General features: G+C 65.6%; 21 protein-coding genes. 9 read left to right on the top strand and 12 right to left on the bottom strand.

All coding sequences use genetic code 11. From position 1 onward, the window contains the following. The first annotated feature begins 52 nt into the window (after positions 1 to 52). Genes qcrA through D6T64_RS07415 form a run of 3 tightly spaced genes read left to right on the top strand, consistent with a single transcriptional unit; the run spans position 53 to position 3,680 of the window. Complete coding sequence (gene qcrA / locus D6T64_RS07425) at positions 53 to 1,129, top strand: cytochrome bc1 complex Rieske iron-sulfur subunit (protein WP_119973757.1); 1,077 nt, start codon at positions 53 to 55, stop codon at positions 1,127 to 1,129. After that, positions 1,129 to 2,793: a cytochrome bc1 complex cytochrome b subunit gene (qcrB, locus tag D6T64_RS07420; protein ID WP_119973754.1), complete on the top strand. Its 1,665-nt coding sequence runs from the start codon at positions 1,129 to 1,131 to the stop codon at positions 2,791 to 2,793. Before qcrA ends, qcrB begins: the two co-directional genes overlap by 1 nt. Before the next feature lie 41 nt (positions 2,794 to 2,834). Further along, the gene (locus tag D6T64_RS07415; RefSeq protein ID WP_119973752.1) at positions 2,835 to 3,680 is read left to right on the top strand and encodes a putative RNA methyltransferase; all 846 of its coding nucleotides are present in this window, start codon (positions 2,835 to 2,837) and stop codon (positions 3,678 to 3,680) included. 153 nt (positions 3,681 to 3,833) lie between these two features. Here D6T64_RS07415 and D6T64_RS07410 read toward each other — a convergent pair whose 3' ends face one another. From D6T64_RS07410 to D6T64_RS07390, 5 genes are all read right to left on the bottom strand, one after another. After that, on the bottom strand, positions 3,834 to 4,256 hold the full coding sequence (locus tag D6T64_RS07410; RefSeq protein WP_119973750.1) for a cytochrome c oxidase subunit 4: 423 nt from the start codon (positions 4,254 to 4,256) through the stop codon (positions 3,834 to 3,836). A gap of 2 nt (positions 4,257 to 4,258) precedes the next feature. Then, the gene (ctaD, locus tag D6T64_RS07405; protein ID WP_119973748.1) at positions 4,259 to 5,989 is read right to left on the bottom strand and encodes an aa3-type cytochrome oxidase subunit I; all 1,731 of its coding nucleotides are present in this window, start codon (positions 5,987 to 5,989) and stop codon (positions 4,259 to 4,261) included. Between the two features lie 3 nt (positions 5,990 to 5,992). After that, a complete protein-coding gene (ctaC, locus tag D6T64_RS07400; protein ID WP_119973745.1) occupies positions 5,993 to 6,880 on the bottom strand; it encodes an aa3-type cytochrome oxidase subunit II in 888 nt (295 codons plus the stop codon). 243 nt (positions 6,881 to 7,123) lie between these two features. Continuing rightward, on the bottom strand, positions 7,124 to 7,528 hold the full coding sequence (locus tag D6T64_RS07395) for a HesB/IscA family protein (RefSeq protein ID WP_119973743.1): 405 nt from the start codon (positions 7,526 to 7,528) through the stop codon (positions 7,124 to 7,126). Positions 7,529 to 7,672: 144 nt separating this feature from the next. Next, complete coding sequence (locus D6T64_RS07390; RefSeq protein WP_233550910.1) at positions 7,673 to 9,049, bottom strand: dipeptidase; 1,377 nt, start codon at positions 9,047 to 9,049, stop codon at positions 7,673 to 7,675. A gap of 68 nt (positions 9,050 to 9,117) precedes the next feature. Between D6T64_RS07390 and D6T64_RS07385 the strand changes: the two genes are divergently transcribed. Beyond that, positions 9,118 to 9,708, top strand: a complete 591-nt coding sequence (locus tag D6T64_RS07385; RefSeq protein WP_119973738.1) for a DUF3043 domain-containing protein — start codon at positions 9,118 to 9,120, stop codon at positions 9,706 to 9,708. 19 nt (positions 9,709 to 9,727) lie between these two features. Here D6T64_RS07385 and D6T64_RS07380 read toward each other — a convergent pair whose 3' ends face one another. Next, entirely contained in the window at positions 9,728 to 10,873 is a 1,146-nt protein-coding gene (locus tag D6T64_RS07380; RefSeq protein WP_199719100.1) for an alkaline phosphatase family protein, read from the bottom strand. Positions 10,874 to 10,953: 80 nt separating this feature from the next. Between D6T64_RS07380 and D6T64_RS07375 the strand changes: the two genes are divergently transcribed. After that, positions 10,954 to 13,431, top strand: coding sequence for a DNA gyrase/topoisomerase IV subunit A (locus D6T64_RS07375; RefSeq protein ID WP_119973735.1), 2,478 nt, complete (start codon positions 10,954 to 10,956; stop codon positions 13,429 to 13,431). Positions 13,432 to 13,509: 78 nt separating this feature from the next. Here D6T64_RS07375 and D6T64_RS07370 read toward each other — a convergent pair whose 3' ends face one another. Beyond that, positions 13,510 to 15,606 (bottom strand): DNA gyrase/topoisomerase IV subunit B, encoded by a 2,097-nt coding sequence (locus tag D6T64_RS07370; protein ID WP_119973733.1) that lies wholly within the window; start codon positions 15,604 to 15,606, stop codon positions 13,510 to 13,512. A gap of 180 nt (positions 15,607 to 15,786) precedes the next feature. Here D6T64_RS07370 and D6T64_RS07365 point away from each other — a divergent pair, with 180 nt between their 5' ends. After that, a complete protein-coding gene (locus D6T64_RS07365; RefSeq protein ID WP_119973730.1) occupies positions 15,787 to 16,023 on the top strand; it encodes a DUF7455 domain-containing protein in 237 nt (78 codons plus the stop codon). Here the strand turns inward: D6T64_RS07365 and D6T64_RS07360 are convergent. The 5 genes from D6T64_RS07360 to D6T64_RS07340 form a co-directional block, all read right to left on the bottom strand. Further along, the gene (locus tag D6T64_RS07360) at positions 16,020 to 16,757 is read right to left on the bottom strand and encodes a type 1 glutamine amidotransferase (RefSeq protein WP_119973728.1); all 738 of its coding nucleotides are present in this window, start codon (positions 16,755 to 16,757) and stop codon (positions 16,020 to 16,022) included. The two genes, D6T64_RS07365 and D6T64_RS07360, sit on opposite strands and share 4 nt — an antisense overlap. Beyond that, complete coding sequence (locus tag D6T64_RS07355; protein WP_119973725.1) at positions 16,754 to 18,031, bottom strand: MurT ligase domain-containing protein; 1,278 nt, start codon at positions 18,029 to 18,031, stop codon at positions 16,754 to 16,756. The genes D6T64_RS07360 and D6T64_RS07355 overlap by 4 nt, the downstream gene beginning before the upstream one ends. 7 nt (positions 18,032 to 18,038) lie before the next feature. Further along, entirely contained in the window at positions 18,039 to 19,385 is a 1,347-nt protein-coding gene (locus tag D6T64_RS07350) for an RNA polymerase sigma factor (protein WP_119973723.1), read from the bottom strand. Positions 19,386 to 19,719: 334 nt separating this feature from the next. Beyond that, the gene (locus D6T64_RS07345) at positions 19,720 to 21,069 is read right to left on the bottom strand and encodes an MFS transporter (RefSeq protein WP_119973720.1); all 1,350 of its coding nucleotides are present in this window, start codon (positions 21,067 to 21,069) and stop codon (positions 19,720 to 19,722) included. 53 nt (positions 21,070 to 21,122) lie between these two features. Next, entirely contained in the window at positions 21,123 to 22,046 is a 924-nt protein-coding gene (locus D6T64_RS07340) for a proteasome assembly chaperone family protein (protein ID WP_119973717.1), read from the bottom strand. Positions 22,047 to 22,152: 106 nt separating this feature from the next. Between D6T64_RS07340 and D6T64_RS07335 the strand changes: the two genes are divergently transcribed. The 3 genes from D6T64_RS07335 to D6T64_RS07325 form a co-directional block, all read left to right on the top strand. Further along, positions 22,153 to 23,649 (top strand): leucyl aminopeptidase, encoded by a 1,497-nt coding sequence (locus tag D6T64_RS07335; RefSeq protein ID WP_119973715.1) that lies wholly within the window; start codon positions 22,153 to 22,155, stop codon positions 23,647 to 23,649. A gap of 100 nt (positions 23,650 to 23,749) precedes the next feature. After that, positions 23,750 to 25,123: a dihydrolipoyl dehydrogenase gene (lpdA, locus tag D6T64_RS07330; RefSeq protein WP_119973713.1), complete on the top strand. Its 1,374-nt coding sequence runs from the start codon at positions 23,750 to 23,752 to the stop codon at positions 25,121 to 25,123. 81 nt (positions 25,124 to 25,204) lie between these two features. Beyond that, the coding region (locus D6T64_RS07325; protein ID WP_325049781.1) for a biotin/lipoyl-containing protein at positions 25,205 to 25,592 on the top strand (388 nt) is incomplete at its 3' end.

The following is a 25,592-nucleotide window of genomic DNA, read 5'->3' as shown; positions in this document are numbered from 1 at the left end:
CGGCAGAGTTTCAGGCCGCGTCAGGTTTTCACACAGTGTAAGAAGGAGAACAATGGCCAAGGACGATAACGGCGGGGCGGACACAACCGCAGCCGACTCGTCGAGCGTCGCGCGCGTGGAGCAGTCCACCGGCACCTCGGTCGTCACCCGCAGTGCCGTGGGCAACCCCGGATTCCCGCCGCACCGCGAACGCGTCACGGATCTCGATCCGAAGGCGGATCGGAATGCGGAGCGTACGGTCTACACGCTCTTCTACCTGTCGATCGCTGGCAGCATCTTCGCCATCGCGGCGTACATGGCGTTCCCGATCGTTCCCGAAGACATGGGTTCCGTTCGGCTGAACAACCTGTTCATCGGCGTGGGCCTCACCCTGGCGCTGTTTGGTCTCGGCATCGGTGCCGTGCACTGGGCTAAGGCCTTGATGTACGCCCACGAGGGCGTCGATGAGCGTCACGAGGTTCGCGGCACCGACGTCGTGCGGGCTCGCGCGGTCGAGATCTTCCAGCAGGCCAATGAGGAGTCGGGCTTCGGCCGTCGTACGCTCATTCGCAACAGCCTGTTCGGCGCACTCATCGCGTTCCCGCTGCCGGCCGTCGTGCTCTTCCGTGGACTGGGTCCGCAGGACCAGGACCCGGTTGCGCTGCTCAAGACCACACTGTGGGAAAAGGGCACTCGACTGACCATGGACCCGACCGGAGTGCCGATCAAGGCCTCCGACGTCACTCTGGGCTCCTCCTTCCACGTGATCCCCGAGGGCCTGATCGACCTCGGCCACGAGAGCAAGCTGGCCGAGAAGGCGAAGTCCGCGGTTCTTCTGATGCGGCTCAAGCCTGAACAGCTGACGGAGACGCCGGAGCGCGCCGGTTGGTCCTACGACGGAATCGTGGCTTACTCCAAAATCTGCACGCACGTGGGCTGCCCTGTTGCCCTCTACGAACAGCAGACGCACCACCTGCTGTGCCCGTGTCACCAGTCCCAGTTTGACGTCACGAATCAGTGTGAGGTCATCTTCGGACCGGCGAAGCGGGCCCTCCCGCAGCTTCCCATTGCCGTGGACGCTGAGGGCTACCTCATCGCACAGAGCGATTTCACTGAACCAGTCGGCCCGAGCTTCTGGGAGCGTTCCTAATGACGTCTGTATCAACCCGTGAACCCACCGAAGTGAAGAAGTCCGGAGGATTCACGGCCTCCGCCGCAAACTACATTGACGAGCGCACGAGCGTGTCCGGGGCGGTGAAGGAGCTCGGTCGCAAGATCTTCCCCGACCACTGGTCCTTCCTGCTCGGTGAAGTTGCGCTCTTCAGCTTCGTCATCATCCTGCTGTCCGGTTCGTTCCTGACCTTCTTCTTCGACGCGTCGATGGCGGAAGTTCACTACGACGGCTCGTATGCGCCGCTCAAGGGCATCGCGATGTCCGCGGCGATGCAGTCGACGATGGACATTTCCTTCGACATCCGTGGCGGCCTCCTCATGCGCCAGGTGCACCACTGGGCTGCGCTGCTCTTCGTCGCCGCCATCGGCCTGCACATGCTGCGCGTCTTCTTTACGGGCGCCTTCCGCAAGCCCCGCGAGATCAACTGGGTCATCGGATTCGTTCTCTTCATCCTCGCGATGGCTGAGGGCTTCACCGGCTACTCGCTCCCCGACGACCTGCTCTCCGGAAACGGACTGCGCATCATCGACGGCCTGATCAAGGGCATCCCGGTCATTGGAACCTGGTTCTCGTTCCTGCTGTTCGGCGGCGAGTTCCCCGGAACCGCAATCGTCGGCCGACTGTATTCGCTGCATATCCTGCTGCTGCCCGCGATCATCGTGGCGCTGATCGCCATGCACCTCCTGTTCGTGGTCGTGCACAAGCACACCCAGTACCCCTCCGCGGGTCACACGAACAAGAATGTCGTCGGCTACCCGATCCTCCCCGTTTACGCCGCTAAGGCCGGTGGCTTCTTCTTCATCGTCTTCGGCGTGGTCATGCTGATCGCCTCGTTCGTCACGATCAACCCGATCTGGAACTACGGCCCCTACGACCCCTCACCGGTGTCGGCAGGAACCCAGCCCGACTGGTACATCGGCTTTGCCGATGGTGCGATGCGTCTGGTGCCGCCGGGGTGGGAATTCGTGTGGCTCAACCACACCTACTCCATGAACATCCTCGTCGTGCTCGGTGTCGTGGGCCTGTTCATCGTCACCGTCATGATCTACCCGTTCATCGAAGCCTGGATCACCGGCGACAAGCGCGAACACCACGTGCTCGACCGTCCCCGCAACGCCCCGACCCGCACCGCGATCGGTGCAGCCGGTGTCACGTTCTACGCCTCGCTCTGGGCTGCCGCGTCTTCGGACATCATGGCCACCCACTTCCACCTCACCATGGAAGGCGTGATCCACACCCTGCAGGCCACCACGCTCCTCGGCCCGTTCCTCGCGTTCTACATCACCAAGCGGGTCTGCCTCGCACTGATGAAGAAGGACCGCGAGATCGTGCTTCACGGTTACGAGTCTGGACGTATCGTTCGCCTTCCCGGTGGTGAGTACGTCGAGGTGCACCAGCAGGTCGACGACTTCGAGCGCTGGAAACTGGTCAGCTACAACGACCAGAAGCCGCTCATGCTGCGTCCGAACGCGAACGGCAAGATCACCGTTCCCGAACAGGTTCGCGCTGGCCTGTCGCGGTGGTTCTTCGAAGACCGGATCGCTCCCGTCGACCAGATTGAACTGGACCAGGCGCACGGTGCCCACCACACGGAGATCGAAGGCTCGGCCGTCCAGCCGGCCCAGATCACCGACAAGTAGGCGGTCAGCCACACAACCGAGCACTAACCAGACGGGCATCGATGTCACTCCAGAATCTTTCGGAGTGGCTTCGGTGCCCGAACTGTGTGCTCCCCCTCACCCCGTCCGCGGCGCTCTCCATCGGCTGCCCCGCCGGCCACTCATTCGACGTCAACAAGCGTGGCTTCGTCAGCCTGCTCTCAGGTCCGCGCAAATTCATCGGTGACAGCGCCGTCATGTTGGATGCGCGGGACCGTTTTCAGGGCGGTGGTTTCTACTCCCCCCTGCGGGAGGCCATCGCACGCATCATCGCCGGCGAACGCCCCAGCCGCATCATCGACGTGGGCTGCGGTTCCGGCTACTACCTACGCGCCGTGCTCGAGGCCGTCTCCGCCTCGCACCCGCCCGACCCGCCGCGCGCCCTGGCGATGGACCTGTCCCCCGCTGCGGTGGCCCGAACGGTGCGCTCCGGCACCGAAACCGACGGGCTCGTCGCCGACGTCTGGTCTGCCCTGCCCATTCGGGATGCCGCCGCGAACGTCATTCTCAATGTCTTTGCTCCGCGTAACGCGGCAGAGTTCCACCGGGTGCTGACTCCCGGCGGGCTCCTGCTGGTCGTGGTTCCGCAGAGTAGCCACCTGCAGGAGCTGCGGGCCGCAGGCCTGGCTGTATCCATGCAGCCGGACAAGGCAAGGCATCTCGTCGACGGCCTGTCCGGCCACTTCGTGCTGCAGAGCCAGCAGTCGTTGAGCGCCGTTCTGAGCCTGTCTGCGGCCGATGTCGGGGCCGTTCTCGGCATGGGACCGTCGGCGCACCACACGGACGGAGAGGCCGTTCTCACAGCGGATGCTGCCACATCCGTCACCGCCGCGTTCGACATCTTCAGCTTCCGTCGCCGCGCGCTCTGACCAGGCGCGCGCTCTGGCCTGGCGCGCGCTCTGGCCTGGCGCACTCTCTGGCCTGGCGCACGCAGCGTCGTGCCAAATGCTGCGTGGGGACCGCAAAAAGCCCCTGCCTCCCCGAATCAACGGGGAGGCAGGGGCTTTGACGTGAGGTCTGTGTTAGCGGGCGAACATGCCGCGGTAGTACTCGTAGACCCAGCCGACGAGGCTGATGACACCGATGCCGAGGCCGATGAACGCGATCCACGGTCCCACGGCGAGGCCGAGGAAGAGCAGGGCGCAGCTTGCGGCCAGGAAGATCGGCCACCAGCTCCACGGGCTGAAGAAGCCGAGCTCGGGGTCGCCATCGTCGATGTTGCCGTCGAGGCGGTCTTCGGGCAGCTCTGCACCCTGGGCGCCGTGCACCTTGCCCAGGTAGAACGCGATGAACGCCACCAGCAGGGTCGAGAGGGCGAGCATGAACGTGCCCGCCCACTCGATGCGGCCGTGATTGGGATCCACCAGGCTCCAGATGACGTACGTCACCGTGACGAGACCGAAGAAACCGGTCAGCACCCAGAGGAGGTTGATATTGGTCTTCATACTTATTTCACCCTGTTTTCTGCGGCGTCGAAGACGGCCGTGTCCGGTGCGTCCTTGCCCGGGCCGATGCCAACGGGAATTCCCACCTCGGGGTGATTCAGGTCGAACGCGGGGCGCTCAGACCGGATTCGCGGGATCGAGGTGAAGTTGTGGCGCGGCGGCGGGCAGGACGTCGCCCACTCCAGCGACGAGCCGTAACCCCAGGGGTCGTTCACGGTCACCTTGGGTGCGCGGCGCGCGGTCAGGTACACGTTGAGGAAGAACGGAATCATCGACACGGCGAGGATCATCGATCCGATCGTCGACAGCTGGTTCATCCAAGCGAAGCCGTCCTCGGGCGAGTACGTCGCGTAACGACGCGGCATTCCCATGACACCGAGCCAGTGCTGCACGAGGAACGTGGTGTGGAAGCCGATGAAGAGCAACCAGAAGTGCCACTTGCCGAGGCTCTCGTTGAGCATCTTGCCGGTCCACTTGGGCCACCAGAAGTAGAAACCACTGAACATGGCGAAGACGACGGTACCGAAGACCACGTAGTGGAAGTGCGCGACCACGAAGTACGTGTCCGACACGTGGAAGTCGAGCGGCGGCGAGGCCAGGATGACGCCGGTCAGTCCACCGAACGTGAAGGTGATCAGGAAGCCGATAGCCCACAGCATGGGGGTCTCGAACGTCAGGGATCCCCGCCACATGGTGCCGATCCAGTTGAAGATCTTCACCCCAGTCGGCACCGCAATCAGCATCGTCATCAGGGAGAAGAACGGCAGCAGGACGGAACCCGTGACGTACATGTGGTGAGCCCAGACCGACACCGACAGGGCGGCGATGGAGATGGTCGCGTAGATGAGTGTCTTGTACCCGAACATCGGCTTGCGGCTGAACACCGGGAAGACCTCAGAGACGATGCCGAAGAACGGCAGGGCGATGATGTAGACCTCGGGGTGGCCGAAGAACCAGAAGAGGTGCTGCCACAGAATGGCTCCACCGTTCTCCGGGTCGTAGATGTGCGAACCGTAGATACGGTCCGATGCGGCGGCCAGCATTGCGGCGGCCAGCACGGGGAAGACCATCAGGCTGAGCAGCGCTGTGATGAGCGTGTTCCAGGTGAAGACCGGCATCCGCCACATCGTCATGCCGGGGGCGCGCATGGTGATGATGGTCGTGATGAAGTTCACGGAACCAAGAATCGTACCGAAGCCTGACAGGCCGAGTCCGACCATCCACAGGTTTCCACCGACACCGGGTGAGAACGTGGTGCTCGCCAACGGTTGGTAGGCGAACCAGCCGAAGGATGCCGCGCCCTGCGGGGTCAGGAACCCGGCGACGGCGATGAGGCTGCCGAAGAAGAAGAACCAGAACGCCAGTGCGTTCAGCCGCGGGAAAGCCACGTCGGGAGCACCGATCTGCAGCGGCACCAGGAAGTTGGCAAAGCCGAAGAACAACGGTGTTGCAAACATGAGCAACATGATCGTGCCGTGCATGGTGAAGAGCTGGTTGTACTGTTCCTTGGTCTGGACGATTTCCAGGCCCGGGGCGAACAACTGCGCACGGATGATGAGGGCCATCACGCCGCCGATGCAGAAGTACGCGAAGGAGGTGATCAGATACATGTACCCGATGACCTTGTGGTCGGTGGACGTGATCCAGCGAACGAGGGTGTTGCCCTTGTCCTCGGCGGATCGCGAAACCGGGGGCGTGGAGCGTGTCTCCACGGCGGCAATGGTCGTGCTCATGGCTTAGTTGTCCTCCTGAGCTGTCGGGGCACCAGTGCCCGGCTGGGTCTGATTGCGGTCGAACTCGTTGTCGAGCTGACCGTCATTGCCTGCGGCGCGCAGGGAGTCGATGTAGGTGTCGTAGTCCTCCTGGGACACGACCTCCACGTTGAAGAGCATGAGCGAGTGGTACTCGCCGCACAGTTCAGCGCACTTGCCGGCGTACGTGCCGATGCGCTCAGGGATGACCGACATGTAGTTGGTCTTGCCCGGTACCAGGTCCTTTTTGTAGAGGAAGTCGATGACCCAGAAAGAGTGGATGACGTCCCGGGCTTCCAGGGCGATCTCGATTTTCTGGTCGACCGGCAGAACGAGCGTGGGGAGCTCCTCTTGGAGGATGGCTCCAGTCTCGCCGTCGGGGTCAGGCTGGGCCTGAACGCCGGCGGAGTAGACATTCTCATCCACATAGTTGAAGTCCCAGGCCCACTGCTTCGCCTGTACCTCGATCTGCACGTCGGGTGCGTCGAAACGCGCCTCGATAGCGGCCTGATCGCGGGCCGTGAAGGCGAAGAAGCCTACGACGAGGATGAGGGGCACGACCGTGTAGAAGATCTCAATCGGCATGTTGTACCGAAGCTGGGGCGGCAGACCGGTCTGGCCCTTACGCCGTCGGTAGACGACGACGGTCCAGATGGTGAGACCCCAAGTGATGATGCCCACGATGAGGAGCACGATCCATGAGGTTGTCCAGAGTCCGGATACTCGTTCGGTCTGGTTGGTGACTGCCTCCTGCCCCTCCTCAAAGCCAGGCAGGTAGCCGTTCAGCTGGGCCGTGGAGCACCCTGCTAGGAAGATTGTTAACGTCGCTGCGATCGGGATTGCAGCCCATCGGAGACGGTGATTCATGCGCACCGGGGACCTTTCGGAAGACTCGAGGGCACTTCACAGGAAGTGCGGTGACCGTTTCTAGCCTACTCCGAGACGCGGTGGCTAATGTGCGCTGTGGCACCTGATCAGCGAAGTTTCCCTGTTCGGGTGCCGAGATTCTCACTTAAATTGCGTTTCGGGGCTGCGGGGGCGCTGAAGACCAACTTTAAACACCTCTGGGAGGCCACCGGATCGGTGGCCTCCCAGAGGACGATGTCTCGCGGGTGCTCAGCTGAAGGAGTCTCCGCACGCGCAGCTGCTGCCGGCGTTCGGGTTGTCGATCGTGAAGCCCTGCTTCTCGATCGTGTCTTCGAAATTGATCGTGGCACCGTCGAGGTACGGCACGCTCATCTTGTCGACGACGACCTCGACACCGTCGAAGTCGACGAGGGCGTCGCCCTCGAGAACGCGCTCATCGAAGTAGAGCTGGTAGATCAGGCCGGAGCAGCCACCGGGCTGCACGGCAACCCGGAGGCGCAGGTCTTCGCGCCCTTCCTGGGTCAGCAGGCTGCGCACCTTGAGTGCGGCGGTCTCGGTGAGGCCGACACCGTGGGCAGCGGGCTCGGCCTCGGTCGCGGTTTCAGTGGCTACTGCGGTGTTGGCAACGGTGCTGTCAGTCAGGGTGTCAGTCATGGGTCTCCTCGGGTTCGCACAGGTCACGATCCCGCTTGCACGAGATCTGAATCGATGGATCCAAATACACGGATCTGTATGGATTCTACCGTCGACAACAAGAAAGTCATCATGGACATTCCCGTTCCGGGCATCCCGGCTGAACTAGGAGCCGGTTCGGTGGTTGAGCCGACCGAGCAGCAAGGCTTCGCTCAACACGGCGCGCGCGAACACGCCGAGGTGAAGTGACTCGTTGGGGCTGTGCGCTCGGGAATCCGGGTCTTCAACCCCGGTCACCAGAATCTGCGCCGCCGGGAATACCCGCACGAGGTCTGCGATGAAGGGGATGGAACCACCGACGCCGATGTCGACGGGCGGGGTGCCCCAGGCATCCGTCATTGCAGCAGCGGCCTCGGTGACCGCCCAGCCGCTGGTGTCCACCAGGAAGGGTTCCCCCACGTCGATGTCGTCGAACTCCAGCACGGCGCCGTAGGGCGCGTGGGCGCGGAGGTGCGCTTCGAGAACGACCGCAGCATCCGTCGCCTTCTGGCCCGGTGCGATCCGCGCGCTGATGCGCACCGTGATCGATGGGGACAGCGTGTTCGAGGCGTTGTCGACCGTCGGCGCGTCGATGCCGGTCACGGTGATCGCCGGCTGGAACCAGACTCGGCTGAGCAGGGAGCCGCGCCCGATCGGCGAGACGCCCTCGAGAAGCCCGGTTTCGGCGCGCAGCTGGGCCTCGTCGTAGTCCGGAGTGGACGCGTCGTGGCTGGTGAGTCCGTCCACGGCGACGGATCCGTCGGCGTCGTGCAACGTGGCGAGTAATTGAATGGTGGCGAGCATGGCGTCGGGAACCACTCCCCCGAACATGCCGGAGTGCGAGGCGTGGGCAAGCGTGCGCACGGTGAGGCGCAGGGTGACGTTGCCGCGGAGGCTGACCGTGATGGCCGGTGTCGTGACGTCCCAGTTATTGGAGTCGGCAACGACGATCACGTCGCCGCGCAGGGCGTTGAGATTGTCTTCGAGGAAGGTCGTGAACGACCGGCTGCCGAACTCCTCCTCACCCTCGATGAAGAGTGTGATGCCCAGGTCGAAGTCCTGTCCCTCGGCGGCCACGAGGGCACGAATGGCTGCGATGTGGGCCATGACGCCGGCTTTGTCGTCGGCCGCGCCGCGCCCGTAAAGCCGGTCACCGCGAACGGTCGGCTCGAACGGGGGCGATTCCCAGTCGGCGTCATTGCCGGGAGGCTGGACATCGTGGTGGGCGTAGAGCACGACCGTCGGGCGGCCGTTGCGGGCGGGGCGAACGGCCAGCACTGCCGGCTGGCCGAGCTCGCCGTCTGCACCCGGGATGAGGGCCTGGCTCACGGTGACCGTGTCGAACACCCCCAGGTCGCGGGCGAGGGTCGCCACGGCGTCAGCGCTGGCCGCGACGGGGTCACGATCAAACGCCGACCACGACACTGACGGGATGCGCACGAGGGCACACAGGTCCGAAATTGTGGTGGGAAGCCCCTGTTCCACGGCTTGGCGCAGTGCCATAGTCGGGATTGTCTCTGGTGTAACCGTCATACGGGTAATCTTAAGGCACCCAATTGCAAGGATTTGATGTGGCTAAAGTAAACCCCGACGGCAAACCGTCGATCGAAACCGTGGAAGAAACGGCGGCCCGACTGGCCGGATCTCCCGCCGGCAAGGGTCAGGCGACCCCGACCCGGAAGCAGCAGGAAGCGGGCAACAAGCGCCCCCTCGTGCCCGATGATCGCAAGCTCGCCGCGAAGCAGGCGCGCGCGAAGTCGATGGCGGCCCGGGATCGTGCCCGCGTGGGCATGGCCGCCGGCGACGACAAGTACCTGCCGCAGCGTGAACGCGGGCCGCAGAAGAAATTCGCCCGCGACTACGTCGACGCGCGATTCAACGTGGGCGAATTCATGATCCCGGTCATGTTCCTCGTGATCCTGCTGACGTTCTTTCCCGACCCCTCGGTGCAGACCTACGGGATCCTCGCCCTGTGGGGCTTCTTCATCGTCGCGATCATCGACTGCATCGTGCTCGGCTTCATCCTCACGAAGAAGATCGAAGCGAAATTTGGAGCGGCGAAGGCGGAGCGCATCCGTTGGTACTCCGCGATGCGCGCGCTTCAGCTGCGTCCGATGCGGCTGCCGAAGCCCCAGGTCAAGCGCGGCCAGTACCCGAGCTGATAGCGCTCGAGTTGGCTCGCTAGCGTTCGAAGGCGCCCGCCCGGATCAGCGGCACGCGAAGTTCCTCATCGGTGAGGGACCCGTGCTGGCCGATCATGGTGCGGGCGCTTTTTTTGGGGTCCCGGGAATCGTAGTAGGCCACGAGTCTCCGCGCGGCGATGATGACATCGCCGATCCGCGGCAGCACCTCGGGTGCGACGCGACCGAAAATCCCGGCCGCCACGGCCTCGTCCCGGGTGAAGATCCAGGCCCGCTCCCCCTCGACCGCGCGCCAGGCCGCAGCGAGCGTCTCGGCCGTCACGGCATCCTGATCGGGGTCCAGGTAGAGCTGGACACATCGCGGGTCGCCGGCGACATGCCGCACCCCGGCGACGAGGTCGGGCACGGTGTCGAAGAGGATGTGCTTGGCTGCGGGCACGTCGAGCACGCCGTGGTCTGCCGTCAACAGGAGCCCTTCGTCGCGGCGGAGGCCCGCGGCGAACGTCGCCATCTCAGCGTCCAGGGTTTCCAGCTGGGCCAGCCACCGGCCCGACTCCCAACCGTGCGCGTGCGCGGCAACGTCGAGTTCAGCCACGTAGAGGTAGATGAGTGCGGTGGGCTGCTCGTTCAAAATCGTGCGGGCAGCGCGGAACCGGTCGGCGATGCTCTCGGCGGGCACATACGTCGCGCCGCGCAGCACCGCCCCGGTGAACCCGGAGTTCGTGAAGCGTTTCGGGCCGATGGCGAAGCTCGGAACGCCCTGCTCGGCCGCGGTGTCAAAGACGGTGCGGGCGCGCTGCCAGGTCTCCGGGACCATGTCGGCATCCCAGCCGGTGAGCTGGTTCACGACACGATCACGCTCGGCGTCGAGAACCTGATACCCGACGAGGCCGTGCTGGCCGGGCTCGACGCCCGTGGTCAGGGTGGCGATGCCGGCGACCGTGGTGGCCGGGAAGACCCCGTCGATGATGCTCGTCTTGTTCAGGCGCGAGGCCAGGAACCGGGCGTGTCCGGCGCGGGCGCGGATCGAGCTGACCCCGAGGCCATCGGCGAGGACCACAACGGCCTTGCTCACGGCCGGGAGCCCCAGCGGGTTTGGCCGGGACAGCACGGCATCAAGGGAACTTGTGAGAACGTCGGCAAGGCGCAGAGTGCTGAATTCGCGGGCCGGTAACATGGAAGACATCGGCCCCAGTCTGACATAGGGCGGGCCGCTCCTTTCGTGTGCATGCCCGTGCATACGCGCCTCCACAGCAGAAGTCACGAATGAGCCGCTCACCCAGCACGCCGCCCGCCGCCGCCACCGAACGCATCGAAGACGTCGACGTCTCGGTGGAGATGCAGGGATCTTTCCTCGAGTATGCCTACTCGGTCATCTATTCGCGGGCACTTCCCGACGCGCGGGACGGCCTCAAGCCCGTTCAGCGCCGCATCCTCTACCAGATGAGCGAAATGGGCCTGCGACCCGACCGTGGACACGTGAAGAGCGCCCGCGTCGTCGGCGAGGTCATGGGCAAGCTGCACCCGCACGGAGACACGGCCATCTACGACGCAATGGTGCGCATGGCACAGGCCTTCTCGCTGCGGGTGCCGCTGATCGACGGGCACGGAAACTTCGGGTCCCTCGACGACGGTCCCGCGGCTCCGCGATACACCGAGGCGCGCCTCGCCGCTCCCGCACTGGCGATGACCGAGAACCTCGACGAGGACGTCGTGGATTTCGTGCCGAACTACGACAACCAGCTGACCCAACCCGACGTGCTGCCGGCCGCCTACCCCAACCTGCTCGTCAACGGGGCGAGCGGAATCGCCGTGGGCATGGCCACCAACATGGCCCCGCACAACCTCATCGAGGTCGTCGGCGCCGCCCGCCACCTGCTCAAGTATCCGGATGCCTCGCTCGAGCACCTGATGGAGTTCATCCCGGGACCCGACCTGCCCACCGGCGGAACCATCGTCGGCCTCGCCGGAATCAAAGACGCGTACCTGACCGGGCGCGGCAGCTTCAAGACCCGAGCCCGGGTATCCGTCGAAGCGATCACTGCCCGTAAGACCGGACTGGTGGTCACCGAACTGCCCTACCTCGTCGGCCCGGAAAAGGTCATCGAGAAGATCAAGGACGGGGTCAACTCCAAAAAGCTCAGCGGTATCTCGGACGTCACCGACCTGACCGACCGCACCAAGGGCCTGCGCCTGGTGATCGGGATCAAGACCGGCTTCAGCCCCGACGCCGTACTCGAGCAGCTCTACCGGTACACTCCGCTCGAAGACTCGTTCAACATCAACGCCGTCGCCCTCGTCGAGGGCGCGCCGCAGACGCTGGGCCTGCGTGAGCTGCTGCAGGTCTACGTCAACCACCGCATCCAGGTTGTCACCCGGCGGTCTGCGTATCGCCTGGCCCGTCGCAAGGAACGCCTGCACCTGGTCGAAGGGCTGCTGGTCGCCATCGTCGACATCGACGAGGTCATCCAGGTCATTCGCGCCAGCGACGACACCGAACAGGCCCGGACCCGCCTGATCGACGTCTTCGACCTGAGCCAGGTGCAGGCCGAATACATCCTGGAGTTGCGCCTGCGCCGCCTGACCCGGTTCTCCCGGATCGAACTCGAAGCCGAGCGCGACCAGCTGCTCGCCGAAATCGCCGCCCTCGAGAAACTCCTCTCGAGCACGGGAGCGATCCGCAACCTGGTCTCTGACGAGCTTGCCGCCGTGGCCGAGAAATTCGGCACACCGCGCCGCACCGTGCTGACCGAGGCCAAGCCGAGCATTGCGGGCGTCTCCGCCGCGGCCGCCAAGCGCAACGCCGCGGTGCTCGAGGTGCAGGACATCCCCACCCGGATCTTCCTGAGCTGCACCGGCCGGATTGCCCGCGTCGACCTGCAGGTCGAAGACGACACCCAGCCCCAGCGAATTGTGCCACCACAACGGCGCAGCAAGCACGACGCGGTCCTCTCCTCCCTCGAGACGACCAGCCGTGCCGAGGTGGGCGCCGTGACCAACCGGGGCCGGCTCATCCGCTTCTCCCCCGTTGACCTGCCGGTGATGCCACCGACGTCCATCCAGCTCGCCGCCGGGGTGCGGGTGGTCGACTACCTGGTGCTGGGCAAGGGCGAACGCGTGCTCGCGCTGGTGTCCCTCGAGAGCGACCAGTCCATCGCCCTCGGTACCCGGCAGGGAATCGTCAAGCGGGTGACCCCCGGGGATTGGGCGAACCGCCCCGACTTCGAGATCATCGCCCTGAAGCCCAAGGACGAAGTGGTGGGTGCGGCCCAGGGCGGTGACGACGACGAGCTCGTCTTCATCGCCTCGGACTCGCAGCTGCTGCACTTCCCCGCTGCCGGGGTGCGCCCGCAGGGCCGCGCCGCGGGGGGAATGGCGGGGATCAAGCTCGCCGCCGGGAGCGCTGCGGTGTTCTTCACGAGCCTGACGGTCGAGGACGCGGCCACCGCTGTGGTCGCCACCGTCGCCGTCGGAGGGGAGATGCTGCTGCTGACGGATTCCGGCAGCGCCAAGGTTTCCGACTTCTCGGAGTACCCCGCGAAGGGGCGCGCCACCGGCGGAGTGCGTTCCCAACGCTTTCTCAAGGGTGAGGACACCCTGTCCGTGGCGTGGGTCGGGCCCGCGCCGGCGCGTGCCGTGGGACCGGATGGCGTGGCGCGGCCGCTGCCGGACTCGGGTTCTCGCCGCGACGCATCCGGAATCATGCTCGACGCGGTCATCGGCGCGATCGGCGCCCAGATCTGACGCGTGCCCAGATCTGACGCGTGCCCAGATCTGACGCGTGCCCAGATCTGACGCTGCGGCCAGATCTGGGCCCGGTGACTAGACGTCGATGCGGTCCCGGCTGAGCTTGTCCGAGCTCTCGATGATGAACTCCTTGCGCGGGGCCACGTCGTTGCCCATCAGCAGTTCGAACACCTTTCCGGCCATCTCGGCGTCGTCGACCCGCACCCGTCGCAGGGTGCGGTGCGCTCGCTCCATGGTCGTGGTCGCCAGCTGGTCGGCATCCATCTCGCCGAGGCCCTTGTACCGCTGGATGGGGTCCTGGTACTTCTTGCCGCGCTTGTCGAGCGCCGCGAGGACGCTGTGCAGCTCGACCTCCGAGTAGGTGTAGATGGTCTCGTTGGGCTTGGAACCCGGGTTCATGACGATGACTCGGTGCAATGGAGGGACTGCTGCGAAGACTCGGCCCTCGGTGATCATCGGTCGCATGTAGCGGAAGAACAGGGTCAGCAAGAGGGTGCGGATGTGTGCTCCGTCAACATCAGCGTCGCTCATGATGATGACCTTGCCGTAGCGGGCGGCCGAAATGTCGAAGCTCCGGCCGGACCCGGCGCCGATCACCTGGATGATCGAGGCGCACTCCGTGTTTGAGAGCATGTCCGAGACGGATGCCTTCTGCACGTTGAGAATCTTGCCGCGAATCGGCAGCAGCGCCTGGTGTTCGCTGTCGCGGGCTAGTTTCGCGGTGCCGAGCGCGGAGTCGCCCTCCACGATGAACAGTTCGCTGGTCTTGACGTCGTTGCTGCGGCAGTCGACGAGCTTGGCCGGTAGGGAAGAACTCTCGAGAGCGTTCTTGCGCCGCTGGGTCTCCTTGTGGGCGCGGGCCGAGATGCGCGATTTCATCTCGGCGACGATCTTGTCGAGCACGACCGCCGACTGCGTCTTGTCATCGCGCTTGGTGGATGCAAAGCGTTCGGTCATCGACTTCGCGACCACGGCCGCGACGATGGCCCGCACGGCGGGCGTTCCGAGCACTTCCTTGGTTTGCCCTTCGAACTGCGGCTCGGGCAGGCGCACGGTGAGCACGGCCGTCAATCCGGCCATGACGTCGTCCTTGTCGAGCTTGTCGGAGCCGACCTTCAGCCGGCGGGCGTTGAGCTCGACCTGGGCGCGCAGGAATTTGAGCAGCCCGGCGTCGAAGCCGGCCTGGTGGGTGCCGCCCTTCGGGGTGGCGATGATGTTCACAAAGCTCTGCACGATGGTGTCGTAGCCCGTTCCCCAGCGCAGGGCGATGTCGACCTGGCATTCCCGTTCGAGTTCGGTCGGGATCATCGCCCCGGAGTCGGTCAGCACGGGGACCGTTTCTCGGAACGACCCGCTGCCGGTGAGGCGCCAGGTGTCGGTGACCGGGGCATCCGTCGCCAGGTGGTCAACGAACTCGGAGATTCCGCCGTCGAACTGGAAGGCGTGCAGCACGGGTTCGTCGGTGCGTCGGTCGTCGACCTGAATGGCGAGGCCCGGCACGAGGAACGCCGTCTGGCGGGCACGGTTCAGCACGTCGTCGGTCTGGAAGCTCGCGCCCTCGGTGAAGATCTGCCGGTCGGCCCAGTAACGAATGCGGGTACCCGTCACTCCGCGGGCGGCCTTGCCGACCACCCGGAGCTCGCTCTGGTTCTCAAACGGGGTGAAGGGAGAGTCCGGGCTTTTGACGCCGCCGTCCGAGAACGGCGCGGCATCGGCGAACATGCCCGGCTCGCCACGGTGGAAGGACATGGCCCAGGTCTTGCCGCCACGGTCGACTTCGACGTCGAGACGTTCGGACAGGGCGTTGACCACGGATGCCCCCACCCCGTGCAGCCCACCCGAGGCGGCATAGGAGCCGCTGCCGAACTTACCGCCGGCATGGAGTTTCGTGAAGACCACTTCAACACCGGTCAAGCCGGTCTTGGGCTCAATGTCCACGGGGATTCCGCGAGCCGTATCGCGAACCTCGACGCTGTCGTCGGCGTGCAGCACGATTTCAATACGATCGCCGTGGCCGCCCAGGGCCTCATCGACCGAGTTGTCGATGATCTCCCACAGGCAGTGCATGAGACCGCGGGAGTCGGTTGATCCGATGTACATGCCGGGACGTTTGCGCACCGCCTCGAGGCCTTCGAGAACTGACAGGTGGCGGGCGGAATAGTCGGAACTCACAACGGTTAAGCCTAGTGACCCTCGTGCAAACCACCCGGATCAACACCCGCACAATATCGCCCGGGACGCAGTGAACTACGCGGTGAGCGAAATGCCGTGTAATTGCTCCCAAACCACAGCCTGCCGTGTTNTTTACATTACGGTTAAGGGTTTTAGAAATTTCGTCTGGAGGAGGAGATTATGTCCCAGATCGCCACTGAGAATGGTGCAGTTGACCAACAGGGCGCCCCCCACCAGCTCACCGCAGCCGACCGCTGCGACGCTTGTGGAGCGCAGGCGTACATACGCGTCGTCGTGAACAACAGTGAGCTGTTGTTCTGCGCGCACCACGGTCGCAAGCACCAGGAGAAGCTGTCGGCCATCGCCGAGAGCTGGCACGACGAGTCGAGCCGACTCCTGGAGGACAAGCGCTCCTAGGCCTCAATCGCAAGTTCGAGCCGCACCGCAATCTGATTGCGTGCGGCTCGAGCTATGTCATCGACCGGTTCGCTTCGGGCTCCGGCCACATAGTCGACGCCGACGCGCTTGAGCATGAGCGTCACAAGATGATCGGCGAGACCCGGATTGCGAGCCAGTACCGGGCCATGGAGGTGAGTTCCGACGAACTCGCCCATAACGACACCCTCCGGGGCCCCTCCGCCGGCGGCCCCGTTGCCGAAGCCGGATTCAACCCGGCCCAGCGGTGAGCCCTCTGCCCCGACGTAGTCGCGGGCGTGGTTTTCAAAACCGATGAGCCGGCCGTACCGGGTGGCCACGACCAGGTCCCCGGTTGCGCGCGCGGCGCGAGGCACCGCCCTGCCGGGTACGATTCCGAGGCCCTCGACGGTGTTGCCGGGCAGCTCGATGCCCCAGCTGAGCAACTCCCAGCCGGTTCCGACCGCGAGGACCGGCACTCCCCCGGTCAGCCACTCACGGATCTGGGTCGCCATGGTCAGCAGGACATCGCGGGCCGCGACCAGGTCTGAGTCCGTCCCGGTGCCGATGACGACCGCGTCGACTCGTTCGGGCAGGTCGGCGACCCCGTTCACGGCGACGACGGATGCGTCAACGCCGCTCCACCGCGCACGTTGCGCGAGCACGCGGGCATTCGCGGCATCGCCGTTGTTACCGAGCAGTTGCGGCAGCAGGGACACGATGGTGACGGAGGTCAAACGGGCTCCTCGGCGTTCGTCGCCAGGCCGAGGTGCGCGCGGGCGCGCCGCATCCCGTCGGCGGAAAAGATGATGGTTTTCAGTCCCTGCGTCGGTCTCGGCAACGCCAGGAAGGCGTCCAGGGCGACCCCGACATCCGGTTCAATCCGGTCTACCACGACGTCGTCGTAGACGAGTTGCAGGGCGATGTCGTGGGCTTTCGACCCGGAGGCGATGAGCACGTGCCGCAGGCTCGACGTGTCGACGGGCCAGAAGTATGACGGGTCGCGCACATCGGAGCCGATCGCGATAAGGATCTGCTCCGTATCCGGCTCGAGGCTGTCGACATTGAGCTGGAAACTCGCCGGATTCTGAACGAGCACGAATTCAAGGTCCTCGCCCTTCACGGTGACGATCTCTCCGCGACCGAACACCGGCGGGATCGATCCGACGGCCGCGATGGCGACCTCGGCATCAAAACGGGAGCCGAGTGCGGCGCGGGCGGTCGCGACGGCGGTGGCGGCATCCACGGCGTAGTGGGTTCCGCGCGCGGGCAGGGTGACCGGGTAGTTCACGCCGCCGAGTTCGAACTGGGCAGAGCGACCGTTCACCGCGGTGACCAGAAGCCCGTCACCGGGCGCGAGCCGTTCGGACCGGGTGTGCGTGTAGCCGAGTCCGCGGGGATTCGCCTCGAAAACGGCGGCGGTGACCCCGTAGCGGTCCACACGGGCACCGGTCGGACCGGCCTCGACGTCGGTGCCGAGGTCGGCGAGGTAGTTGTCGTCGGCGTTGATGACGACAACCCCGGTTGCCCGCAGGGCGATCTTGCGCAGCAGCGCGGCGACCATCTCCGAGTCGTGGAACCGGTCGATCTGGTCGACCATCACGTTGGTGAGGGCGACCACTCGTGGCGTCAGGGTGGGCGCAATGGCCGCGCCGTGCCCCTCATCCATTTCGAGTACCGCGATGTCGCCGGCAACGCGGCCGGTGAGGCTGGCCCGTTCAAGCAGCGCCGATGTCAGGCCCTGCTTGATGTTCGCGGTCGACGAATTGGTGAAGACCGTGAGTCCGTGGGCGCGCAGTGCCGCGACGAGCATCTTCGTGGTGGTGGACTTGCCGCTGGACCCCGAGACAATCACGAGGCCCTGCGGGAAACCGTTGAGGGCACTGGCGAGGAACCCGGGCGCAATTCTGTTGACCACGAGCCCGGGAACGGCTGAACCGCCGCCCGGCTTGCGCAGCCGGGCGAGCACCCGAACGCCCCTGCCGATGAGGATCGCCGGCGTGTATCGCACCCGACTCCTACTCGAGATAGTCGCGCAGCGACTGGGACCGGGACGGGTGACGCAGCTTGGCCATCGTCTTCGACTCGATCTGGCGGATGCGCTCACGCGTCACGCCGAAGGTGTCTCCGATCTGGTCGAGGGTCTTGGGCATGCCGTCGCCGAGCCCGAAGCGCATGCGGATGACGCCGGCCTCACGTTCGGACAGCGAATCCAGCAGGCTCTCGAGCTGCTTCTGCAGCATCGTGAAACCCACGGCGTCGGCGGGAACCACGGCCTCGGTGTCCTCGATGAGGTCACCGAACTCGCTGTCACCGTCTTCACCGAGCGGAGTGTGCAGGGAGATCGGCTCGCGGCCGTACTTCTGAACCTCGACGACCTTTTCGGGGGTCATATCGAGTTCGCGGCTGAGCTCTTCGGGCGTGGGCTCGCGGCCCAGGTCCTGCAACATCTGGCGCTGCACGCGGGCGAGCTTGTTGATGACCTCGACCATGTGCACCGGGATGCGGATGGTGCGGGCCTGATCGGCCATGGCGCGGGTGATGGCCTGGCGGATCCACCAGGTGGCGTAGGTGGAGAACTTGAAGCCCTTGGTGTAGTCGAACTTCTCGACCGCGCGGATGAGGCCCAGGTTTCCCTCCTGAATGAGGTCCAGGAACTGCATGCCACGGCCGGTGTAGCGCTTGGCCAGCGAGACCACGAGGCGCAGGTTGGCACCCAAGAGATGGCTCTTCGCGCGGGCGCCGTCCTTGGCCACCCACTGCAGTTCGCGGCCCAGCGGGGTCTTCTTCTCGGCCTCGGTCATCTCGGAGAGCTTGTCCTCGGCGAACAGTCCGGCTTCGATGCGCATGGCCAGCTCGACCTCTTCGGCCGCGTTGAGCAGGGCGACCTTACCGATCTGCTTCAGGTAGTCCTTGACCGGGTCGGCCGTCGCGCCGGTGATGGCGCTGGAGTAGACCGGAACTTCGTCTTCGTCGTCGACGAGGGACAACACGAGAGCGCCCTTGGGCAGCGGCTCGGTGGACGCGGCACGCTTGCCCTGGTCGTCATCGGCGTCGTCGTCATCGTGCGCACCGGCCGGATCCTCGGCTGAGGTGTCGTCGTCTTTGCTCGCCTTGGCGCGCGTTGACGCAGCACGCTTGCGGGGTGCTGCCTTCTCAGCGGCCGGGGCATCCGCGCCCGCGGCCTTCTTGGCGGCAGCGGCCTTCGCGGCGGCGGTCTTGGCCGCGGCGGTCTTCGTCGCCGGCTTCTTGACTGCCGGGGCCTTGACGACCGGGGCCTGGACGACGGGGGCCTGGACTGCAGGGGCCGTCTCAGGCGCGGCAGCAGCCAGCTCGGTCGCCTCGGATTTTTCGGGGGTTGCCATTCGAATACCTCTCATGCCGCCACCAGACGGCGCTGCTTCGCAGCCACGGCCCACGCAAACCGGGACGGACTGGCTCTGAGCAGGGTGAATTTTGGGCAGTACTTGGACCCATGTCAAGTCCCGGGCAATCAATTTCACGCTGTCGCTGTACCGCGAAGGCGTGAAATTCCCCGGACCTGAACGGGTCCTAGAGATAATTATCGCACGGTTTACAGCGGAGACAAGCCACGGCTAGAATCTTTGCCGTCTTTGTCGGGCCCCGACATCGCCGGCGGTCGTGCCATCACCGCGGTCGTGCCACCACTGCGGTCGTGCCATCACCGCGGTCGTGCCATTATGGGCGGCCGTCCCGGCGACCATCCCGGCGCGAACGCCAGGCTCGAGCCGCGGCGACCCAGAGCGGGGCGACCTCGAGCCCCTCCTCGTGCAGGAGCAGGCGCCGGGTGCTGCGGCGCGCCCGCACCAGAAAAACGACTCCGATGCCCACGACGATGTACTGCACGGCGAATGCGATGCGAAAGGAGTCGAGCGCATACAGGTCGCTGGGCTGTCCCCCAGCCACGCGCCATCCGTTCTGGAGATCAAGGAGCAGCCCGATCAGGTACATCGTGACGAAGCTGGCGAGAAAACCGCCCACGTTGACGACGCCGTTGGCTGATCCCAGGCTGCGTTGCGGATTGAACGTGCGGGCGAAGTCGAAGCCGATCAGCGAGCCTGGCCCGCCGACCCCGACCACCACGAGCAGCAGCACCAGCAGCCAGAGCGGGGGAACGCCCGGCCAGAGGAGGAAGATGGCCCACATGGTGCCCATCGCGGTGACGATGGCGAGAACGATGTTGCTGCGCCGCTGCGGATAGCGGGCGGTCAGCACGCCGAGGACGGGGCCGAAGACGAGTCCCGTGCCCACGAGGATGGTGAGCAGACCCGCGGCGAGCACCGGGTCCAACTCGAGGGCATAGACCATGAAGGGGAACCCCCAAAGCAGGCTGAACACCGTGCCCGAGGACTGGGTGACGTAGTGCGACCAAAAGCCCAGTTGGGTTCCCGGCCGCTTGAAACTGTGCCGCAATTGCACGAGAGCGCTGCTCCAACTCGTCGCTCGGTGCGGGTCCACGACTCCGGCGGGTCGGTCGCGCACGAAGATGACGGCCAGGATCAGGGCCAGCACGGCGACGGATGCCGCGGACAGGAACGCGGGTGTCCAGCCGGCCGCGTGCAGCAGCCAGGCCAGGGGCACCGCGGAGAGCACCTGGCCGAGTTGGCCGATGTTGCCGAGCCATTGGGAGAGCAGGGGAACGATCCGCCCCGAGAACCACGAGCTGATCAGACGGATGATCGAGATGAAGAGCGCCGCGTCGCCCGCACCGACGAGAACGCGCCCGACGACGGCCAGGGCGACCGTGGGGACCAGAGCGAGGGTGACCTGGCCGGCAATCATGAACGTCGTGCCGAAGAGTATGAGGGTGCGCGGTCCAAAGCGATCGATCAAGACCCCGACGGGAATCTGCATGGCGGCGTAGACGATGAGCTGCACCACCGCGAGGCTTGACAGCACGGCAGCCGATCCGCCGAAGCGTTCGGTCGCGGCGACGCCGGCGATGCCGAGCGATGTGCGCTGCAGGACCGCTGAGAGGTACGCGAAGGAGCCGACAGCGAATACCAACCAGGACCAACGGGAGTTCATTACCCCCAAGTTACCCCCAGCGGGGCACCGCCCGGCACCAGGGGCGGAGCGGGTTACGCCGCGGAGCCGTCGTCTTTGCTGCGACGTATCGCGAGGAATTTCTCCAGTTCGGCGGCGATTTCGTCGGCACTCGGCAGCTCGCCGTCTTCGTCGGTCAGGGGCGACCGCAGGGTGCTCCCCTCCATATAGGCGTCATAACGCTGCTCGAGCGTGCCCACGAGCTTGGCCAGTTCCGGGTTGTCGCGCACCTGTTCGTCGATGCGGGCAACGAAGTCCCGATTCTGTTCGCGCAGGCGATCGGTCGGAAAGATCAGTCCGGTCGATGCGCTCGTGCTTTCGAGGGCGGAGAGCGCCGCCGACGGAAATTCGGTATCGCCGAGGTAGTGCGGCACGAGCAGCACAAAGCCCACGGTCGAGGCTCCACGCTCCTGCAGGCGATACTCGACGAGGTGCAGGGCGTTGGCCGCGACCTGGGTGTGCGGTCGCCAGACGGACATGCTCTCGATGAGATCCGAGCGGTTGCCGCTGACCGTCACGCCGATCGGCCGCGTGTGCGGAACCGGCATCGGAATTGCGTGCACCCATGTCGTGGACGCGACCTTGAAGCGAGCCACGAGCTGCAACATCGCCGATGCGAATTGGTCCCAGCGAAAGTCCGGCTCGAACCCCGTCAGAAAGAGGAACTGCTGCCCGATCTCGTCGAGCGCCAGGTACAGCCGCAGCGTCGGCGGCTGGTAGTTCGTGAGGTGGTCCTGGTCGAAGTAGATGATCGGACGACGGGCGCGGTAGTCGAGCAGCGTATCGGCGTCGAAGGTCGCGATGACGGTGTGCTTGAGGGTGCCGAGCAGGTACTCGGAAAACTGCGAGACCGCCCCGCCGGCATCCGCGAAGCCCGTGAGGCCGGCCACCAGGTGCAGGCCCTCGGGCACGCTGTCAGCATCTGCGGTCAGCTCGTATAGTTCACCAGGATCGCGCATGTCCCAACTCTAATCCGAGGCTCGCGCAGGTGAGGGGCAAACCGCGCCTTCCGCATGGTGCCCTCAGCGAACACACCCCCACCGGCGTCGGTGGTTACCATCGACTATGACCATTCCTACCCTGTCACTGTCCAGCCAGCCCGCCATCGACGCCGACGTCGACGTGGTCGTCGTCGCGGCACTTCAGACGGATGCCGGCCCCGCGCTGCACGCCGACGCGAGTTTCGCGGGCCTGGCCGACCAGCTCGCCGCGCTCGGGGTCACCGGCGCCCGCGATGAGGTCGTGAGGCTGGCACCGTCCGCTTCCCTGGCTGCGCGAGCCGTCGCGGTCGTCGGTCTTGGACGTGAGGCGACCGTGCACTCCCTGCGACACGCGGCGGGTTCTGCTGTGCGTCAGCTGACCGGAGTCACCAGCCTCGCGATCGCGATCCCGGTGTCGACGACCGATGAGGCCGAGGCCGTGCTCGAGGGGGCCGCGCTCGGTGGCTACTCCTTCACCTCGTACCGGAACAGTTCCCTCGCCGAAACCAAGCTGCCGGCCTCTCAGATCAGCGTGCACACGGCCCTCGACGAGACACGACTCGTCGACGCGGCGGCGCTGGCGCGCGCGCTGGCCTCCGCCGAAGCCGTCAGCCTCGTGAAGGATCTCGTCAACACCCCTCCGCTCGACCTGTACCCGGCATCTTTCGCCGAGCGCGCCGTCACGGCCGCCGCGGGGCTGCCCGTCGACGTCACCGTGTGGGATGAGGCCGAGCTTGTCGCCGATGGTTTCGGCGGCATCGCGGGTGTCGGCCAGGGGTCCACGCGCCCGCCCCGCCTCGTGAAGCTCAGCTATTCCCCCACGGGGGCGGCCCAGCACCTCGCGCTCGTGGGAAAGGGCATCACCTTTGACACCGGCGGGCTCTCCCTCAAGCCGCCGGCATCCATGGTGGGAATGAAATACGACATGACCGGAGCCGCGACGGTGCTCGCGGTGACTCTCGCCGCCGCCCGGCTGGCCCTGCCTGTGCGCATCACCGCGTGGATGTGCATAGCCGAGAACATGCCGTCGGGTTCGGCCATTCGCCCGAACGACGTGCTGCGGATGCGCGGTGGACGCACCGTCGAGGTGCTCAACACGGATGCCGAGGGTCGCCTCGTTCTCGCCGACGGCCTCGTCGCGGCGAGCGAAGAACAGCCCGATGCGATCATCGACGTCGCCACCCTCACCGGTGCCGCGATCGTCGCCCTCGGCAATCGCTACTTCGGGACCATGGGCGATGATGCGCTCGTGCAGCGGGTGCTCGCCTCCAGCGCGGCCGCCAACGAACAGGTGTGGCCGATGCCGCTCCCCGATGAGCTGCGCGCCCTGCTGAATTCAGACGTAGCGGACATCGCCAACGCGAAGATCGGCACCCCGGCCGGCGGAATGCTGCTCGCGGGCGTCTTCCTACGCGAGTTCGTGGGCAAGAACGAGCACGGCGTGACCATCCCCTGGGCCCACCTGGACATCGCCGGTCCGGCCCAGAACACCGGCAGCGCCTGGGGTTTCACCGGAATCGGACCGACCGGAGTCTCGGTGCGCGCCCTGCTCCGACTGGCCGAGGACTTTTCACGCCCGTAGTACAGTCGAAGGGGCAAGAAAAGCTTGCCACTAATCGTTTGCGCGGCGGCTCGAATCGGAAGCCGTCGTGGCATGGTTTGATGCACGAGGGAGTAACTGAGTGTCGGAGCAGAATTTTGACGTTGTCGTTCTTGGCGGAGGAAGCGGCGGGTACGCAGCGGCGCTGCGCGCTGTTCAGCTCGGCCTCACCGTTGGTCTGATCGAGAAGGGCAAACTCGGCGGCACCTGCCTGCACGTCGGTTGCATTCCCACCAAGGCGCTGCTGCACTCGGCCGAGGTCGCCGACGTCAGCCGCGACGCGGGCAAGTACGGCGTGAAGACCACGTTCGACGGGGTCGACATCGCTGCCGTCACCGCCTTCCGCGAGGGCATCGTGGCCAGCAAGTACAAGGGACTTCAGGGCCTGATCAAGGCCCGGGGCATCACGGTCATCACCGGCGAGGGCCACCTGGTCTCCCCGACGACCGTGCAGGTCGGTGACGACACCATCGTCGGCAAGAACGTGATTCTCGCGACCGGTTCGTACTCACGCTCGCTGCCCGGCCTCGAAATCGGGGGCCGCGTCATCACGAGCGAGCACGCCCTCGAACTCGACTACATCCCCAAAAAGGTCGCCGTGCTCGGCGGCGGCGTCATCGGCGTCGAGTTCGCCAGTGTGTGGAAATCCTTCGGCGCCGACGTCTCGATTGTCGAAGCGCTCCCCCACCTGGTTCCGAACGAAGAAGAGTCCGTCTCCAAGCAGTTCGAGCGTGCGTTCCGCAAGCGCGGTATCGACTTCACCCTCGGAGTTCGTTTTCAGAGCGTCACCCAGAACGACCAGGGCGTCGTCGTGACACTCGAAAATGGCGCCACCATCGAAGCGGACATTCTGCTCGTTGCCGTGGGCCGCGGACCGGTGACAGCCGGACTCGGCTACGACGAGGTCGGCATCACCATGGATCGCGGCTTCGTGCTCACCGATGAACGCCTCGCCACGAACGTGCCCGGCGTCTATGCCGTGGGCGACATCGTTCCCGGCCTGCAGCTGGCCCACCGCGGTTTTCAGCAGGGTATCTTCGTGGCTGAAGAGATCGCCGGACTCAACCCCATCGTGGTCGAGGACATCAATATTCCCAAGGTCACCTACAGCGACCCCGAAGTCGCCTCGGTCGGCTACTCGGAGGCCAAGGCCGCCGAGAAGTTCGGTGCGGACAAGATCGCGACCTACGAGTACAACCTGGGCGGAAACGGCAAGAGTTCCATTCTCGGCACCTCCGGCTCGATCAAGCTCGTGCGCGTCACCGATGGCCCCATCATCGGCGTGCACATGATCGGTGCGCGCGTTGGTGAGCTCATCGGCGAAGGCCAGCTCATCGTGAACTGGGAAGCGTACCCCGAGGACATCACCCCGCTCGTGCACGCACACCCCACTCAGAACGAGGCGCTCGGGGAGGCCTTCATGGCCCTCGCCGGCAAACCGCTCCACGCAATGTAGCGCCACGCGAACTGTACGCGGTTCGCCACCTATTCCTATCCAATTTTTCAGCACACATATGGTTTTGAAGGAGACATGCGCATGAGCGAATCCGTCAGCCTCCCGGCACTCGGAGAGAGTGTCACAGAGGGCACGGTCACCCGCTGGCTCAAGAACGTGGGCGACCGCGTAGAGGTCGACGAGCCTCTGCTCGAGGTGTCGACCGACAAGGTGGACACGGAAATCCCGTCCCCGGTCGCCGGCATCATTGAGGCCATCCTGGTTCAGGAAGACGAGACCGTCGAGGTCGGCACCGCCCTCGTCGTGATCGGCGACGGTTCTGCGCCGGCCGCCGCCCCCGAGGCCCCCGTCGCTGAGGTTCCCTCGACCGAGGCCCCGGCCCCGGCCGAAGAGCCCGTGGCAGCACCGCCGGCAGCGGCACCGGTGGCCGCCCCGGCACCCGCCGCTGCACCCGCACCCGCCGCTGCAC

The organism is Cryobacterium melibiosiphilum (assembly GCF_003602235.1).
GTDB lineage: Bacteria > Actinomycetota > Actinomycetes > Actinomycetales > Microbacteriaceae > Cryobacterium > Cryobacterium melibiosiphilum.
Note: the sequence above shows the minus strand (reverse complement) of the source record. Positions and strands in the feature narration are given on the sequence as shown.

Bases quoted from the DNA above. Each gene is read 5' to 3' on its own strand.
- qcrA (WP_119973757.1), top strand. From the start codon at position 53: ATGGCCAAGGACGATAACGGCGGGGCGGACACAACCGCAGCCGACTCG.
- qcrB (WP_119973754.1), top strand. From the start codon at position 1,129: ATGACGTCTGTATCAACCCGTGAACCCACCGAAGTGAAGAAGTCCGGA.
- D6T64_RS07415 (WP_119973752.1), top strand. From the start codon at position 2,835: ATGTCACTCCAGAATCTTTCGGAGTGGCTTCGGTGCCCGAACTGTGTG.
- D6T64_RS07410 (WP_119973750.1), bottom strand. From the start codon at position 4,256: ATGAAGACCAATATCAACCTCCTCTGGGTGCTGACCGGTTTCTTCGGT.
- ctaD (WP_119973748.1), bottom strand. From the start codon at position 5,989: ATGAGCACGACCATTGCCGCCGTGGAGACACGCTCCACGCCCCCGGTT.
- D6T64_RS07395 (WP_119973743.1), bottom strand. From the start codon at position 7,528: ATGACTGACACCCTGACTGACAGCACCGTTGCCAACACCGCAGTAGCC.
- D6T64_RS07390 (WP_233550910.1), bottom strand. From the start codon at position 9,049: ATGGCACTGCGCCAAGCCGTGGAACAGGGGCTTCCCACCACAATTTCG.
- D6T64_RS07380 (WP_199719100.1), bottom strand. From the start codon at position 10,873: ATGTCTTCCATGTTACCGGCCCGCGAATTCAGCACTCTGCGCCTTGCC.
- D6T64_RS07375 (WP_119973735.1), top strand. From the start codon at position 10,954: ATGAGCCGCTCACCCAGCACGCCGCCCGCCGCCGCCACCGAACGCATC.
- D6T64_RS07365 (WP_119973730.1), top strand. From the start codon at position 15,787: ATGTCCCAGATCGCCACTGAGAATGGTGCAGTTGACCAACAGGGCGCC.
- D6T64_RS07350 (WP_119973723.1), bottom strand. From the start codon at position 19,385: ATGGCAACCCCCGAAAAATCCGAGGCGACCGAGCTGGCTGCTGCCGCG.
- D6T64_RS07345 (WP_119973720.1), bottom strand. From the start codon at position 21,069: ATGAACTCCCGTTGGTCCTGGTTGGTATTCGCTGTCGGCTCCTTCGCG.
- D6T64_RS07340 (WP_119973717.1), bottom strand. From the start codon at position 22,046: ATGCGCGATCCTGGTGAACTATACGAGCTGACCGCAGATGCTGACAGC.
- D6T64_RS07335 (WP_119973715.1), top strand. From the start codon at position 22,153: ATGACCATTCCTACCCTGTCACTGTCCAGCCAGCCCGCCATCGACGCC.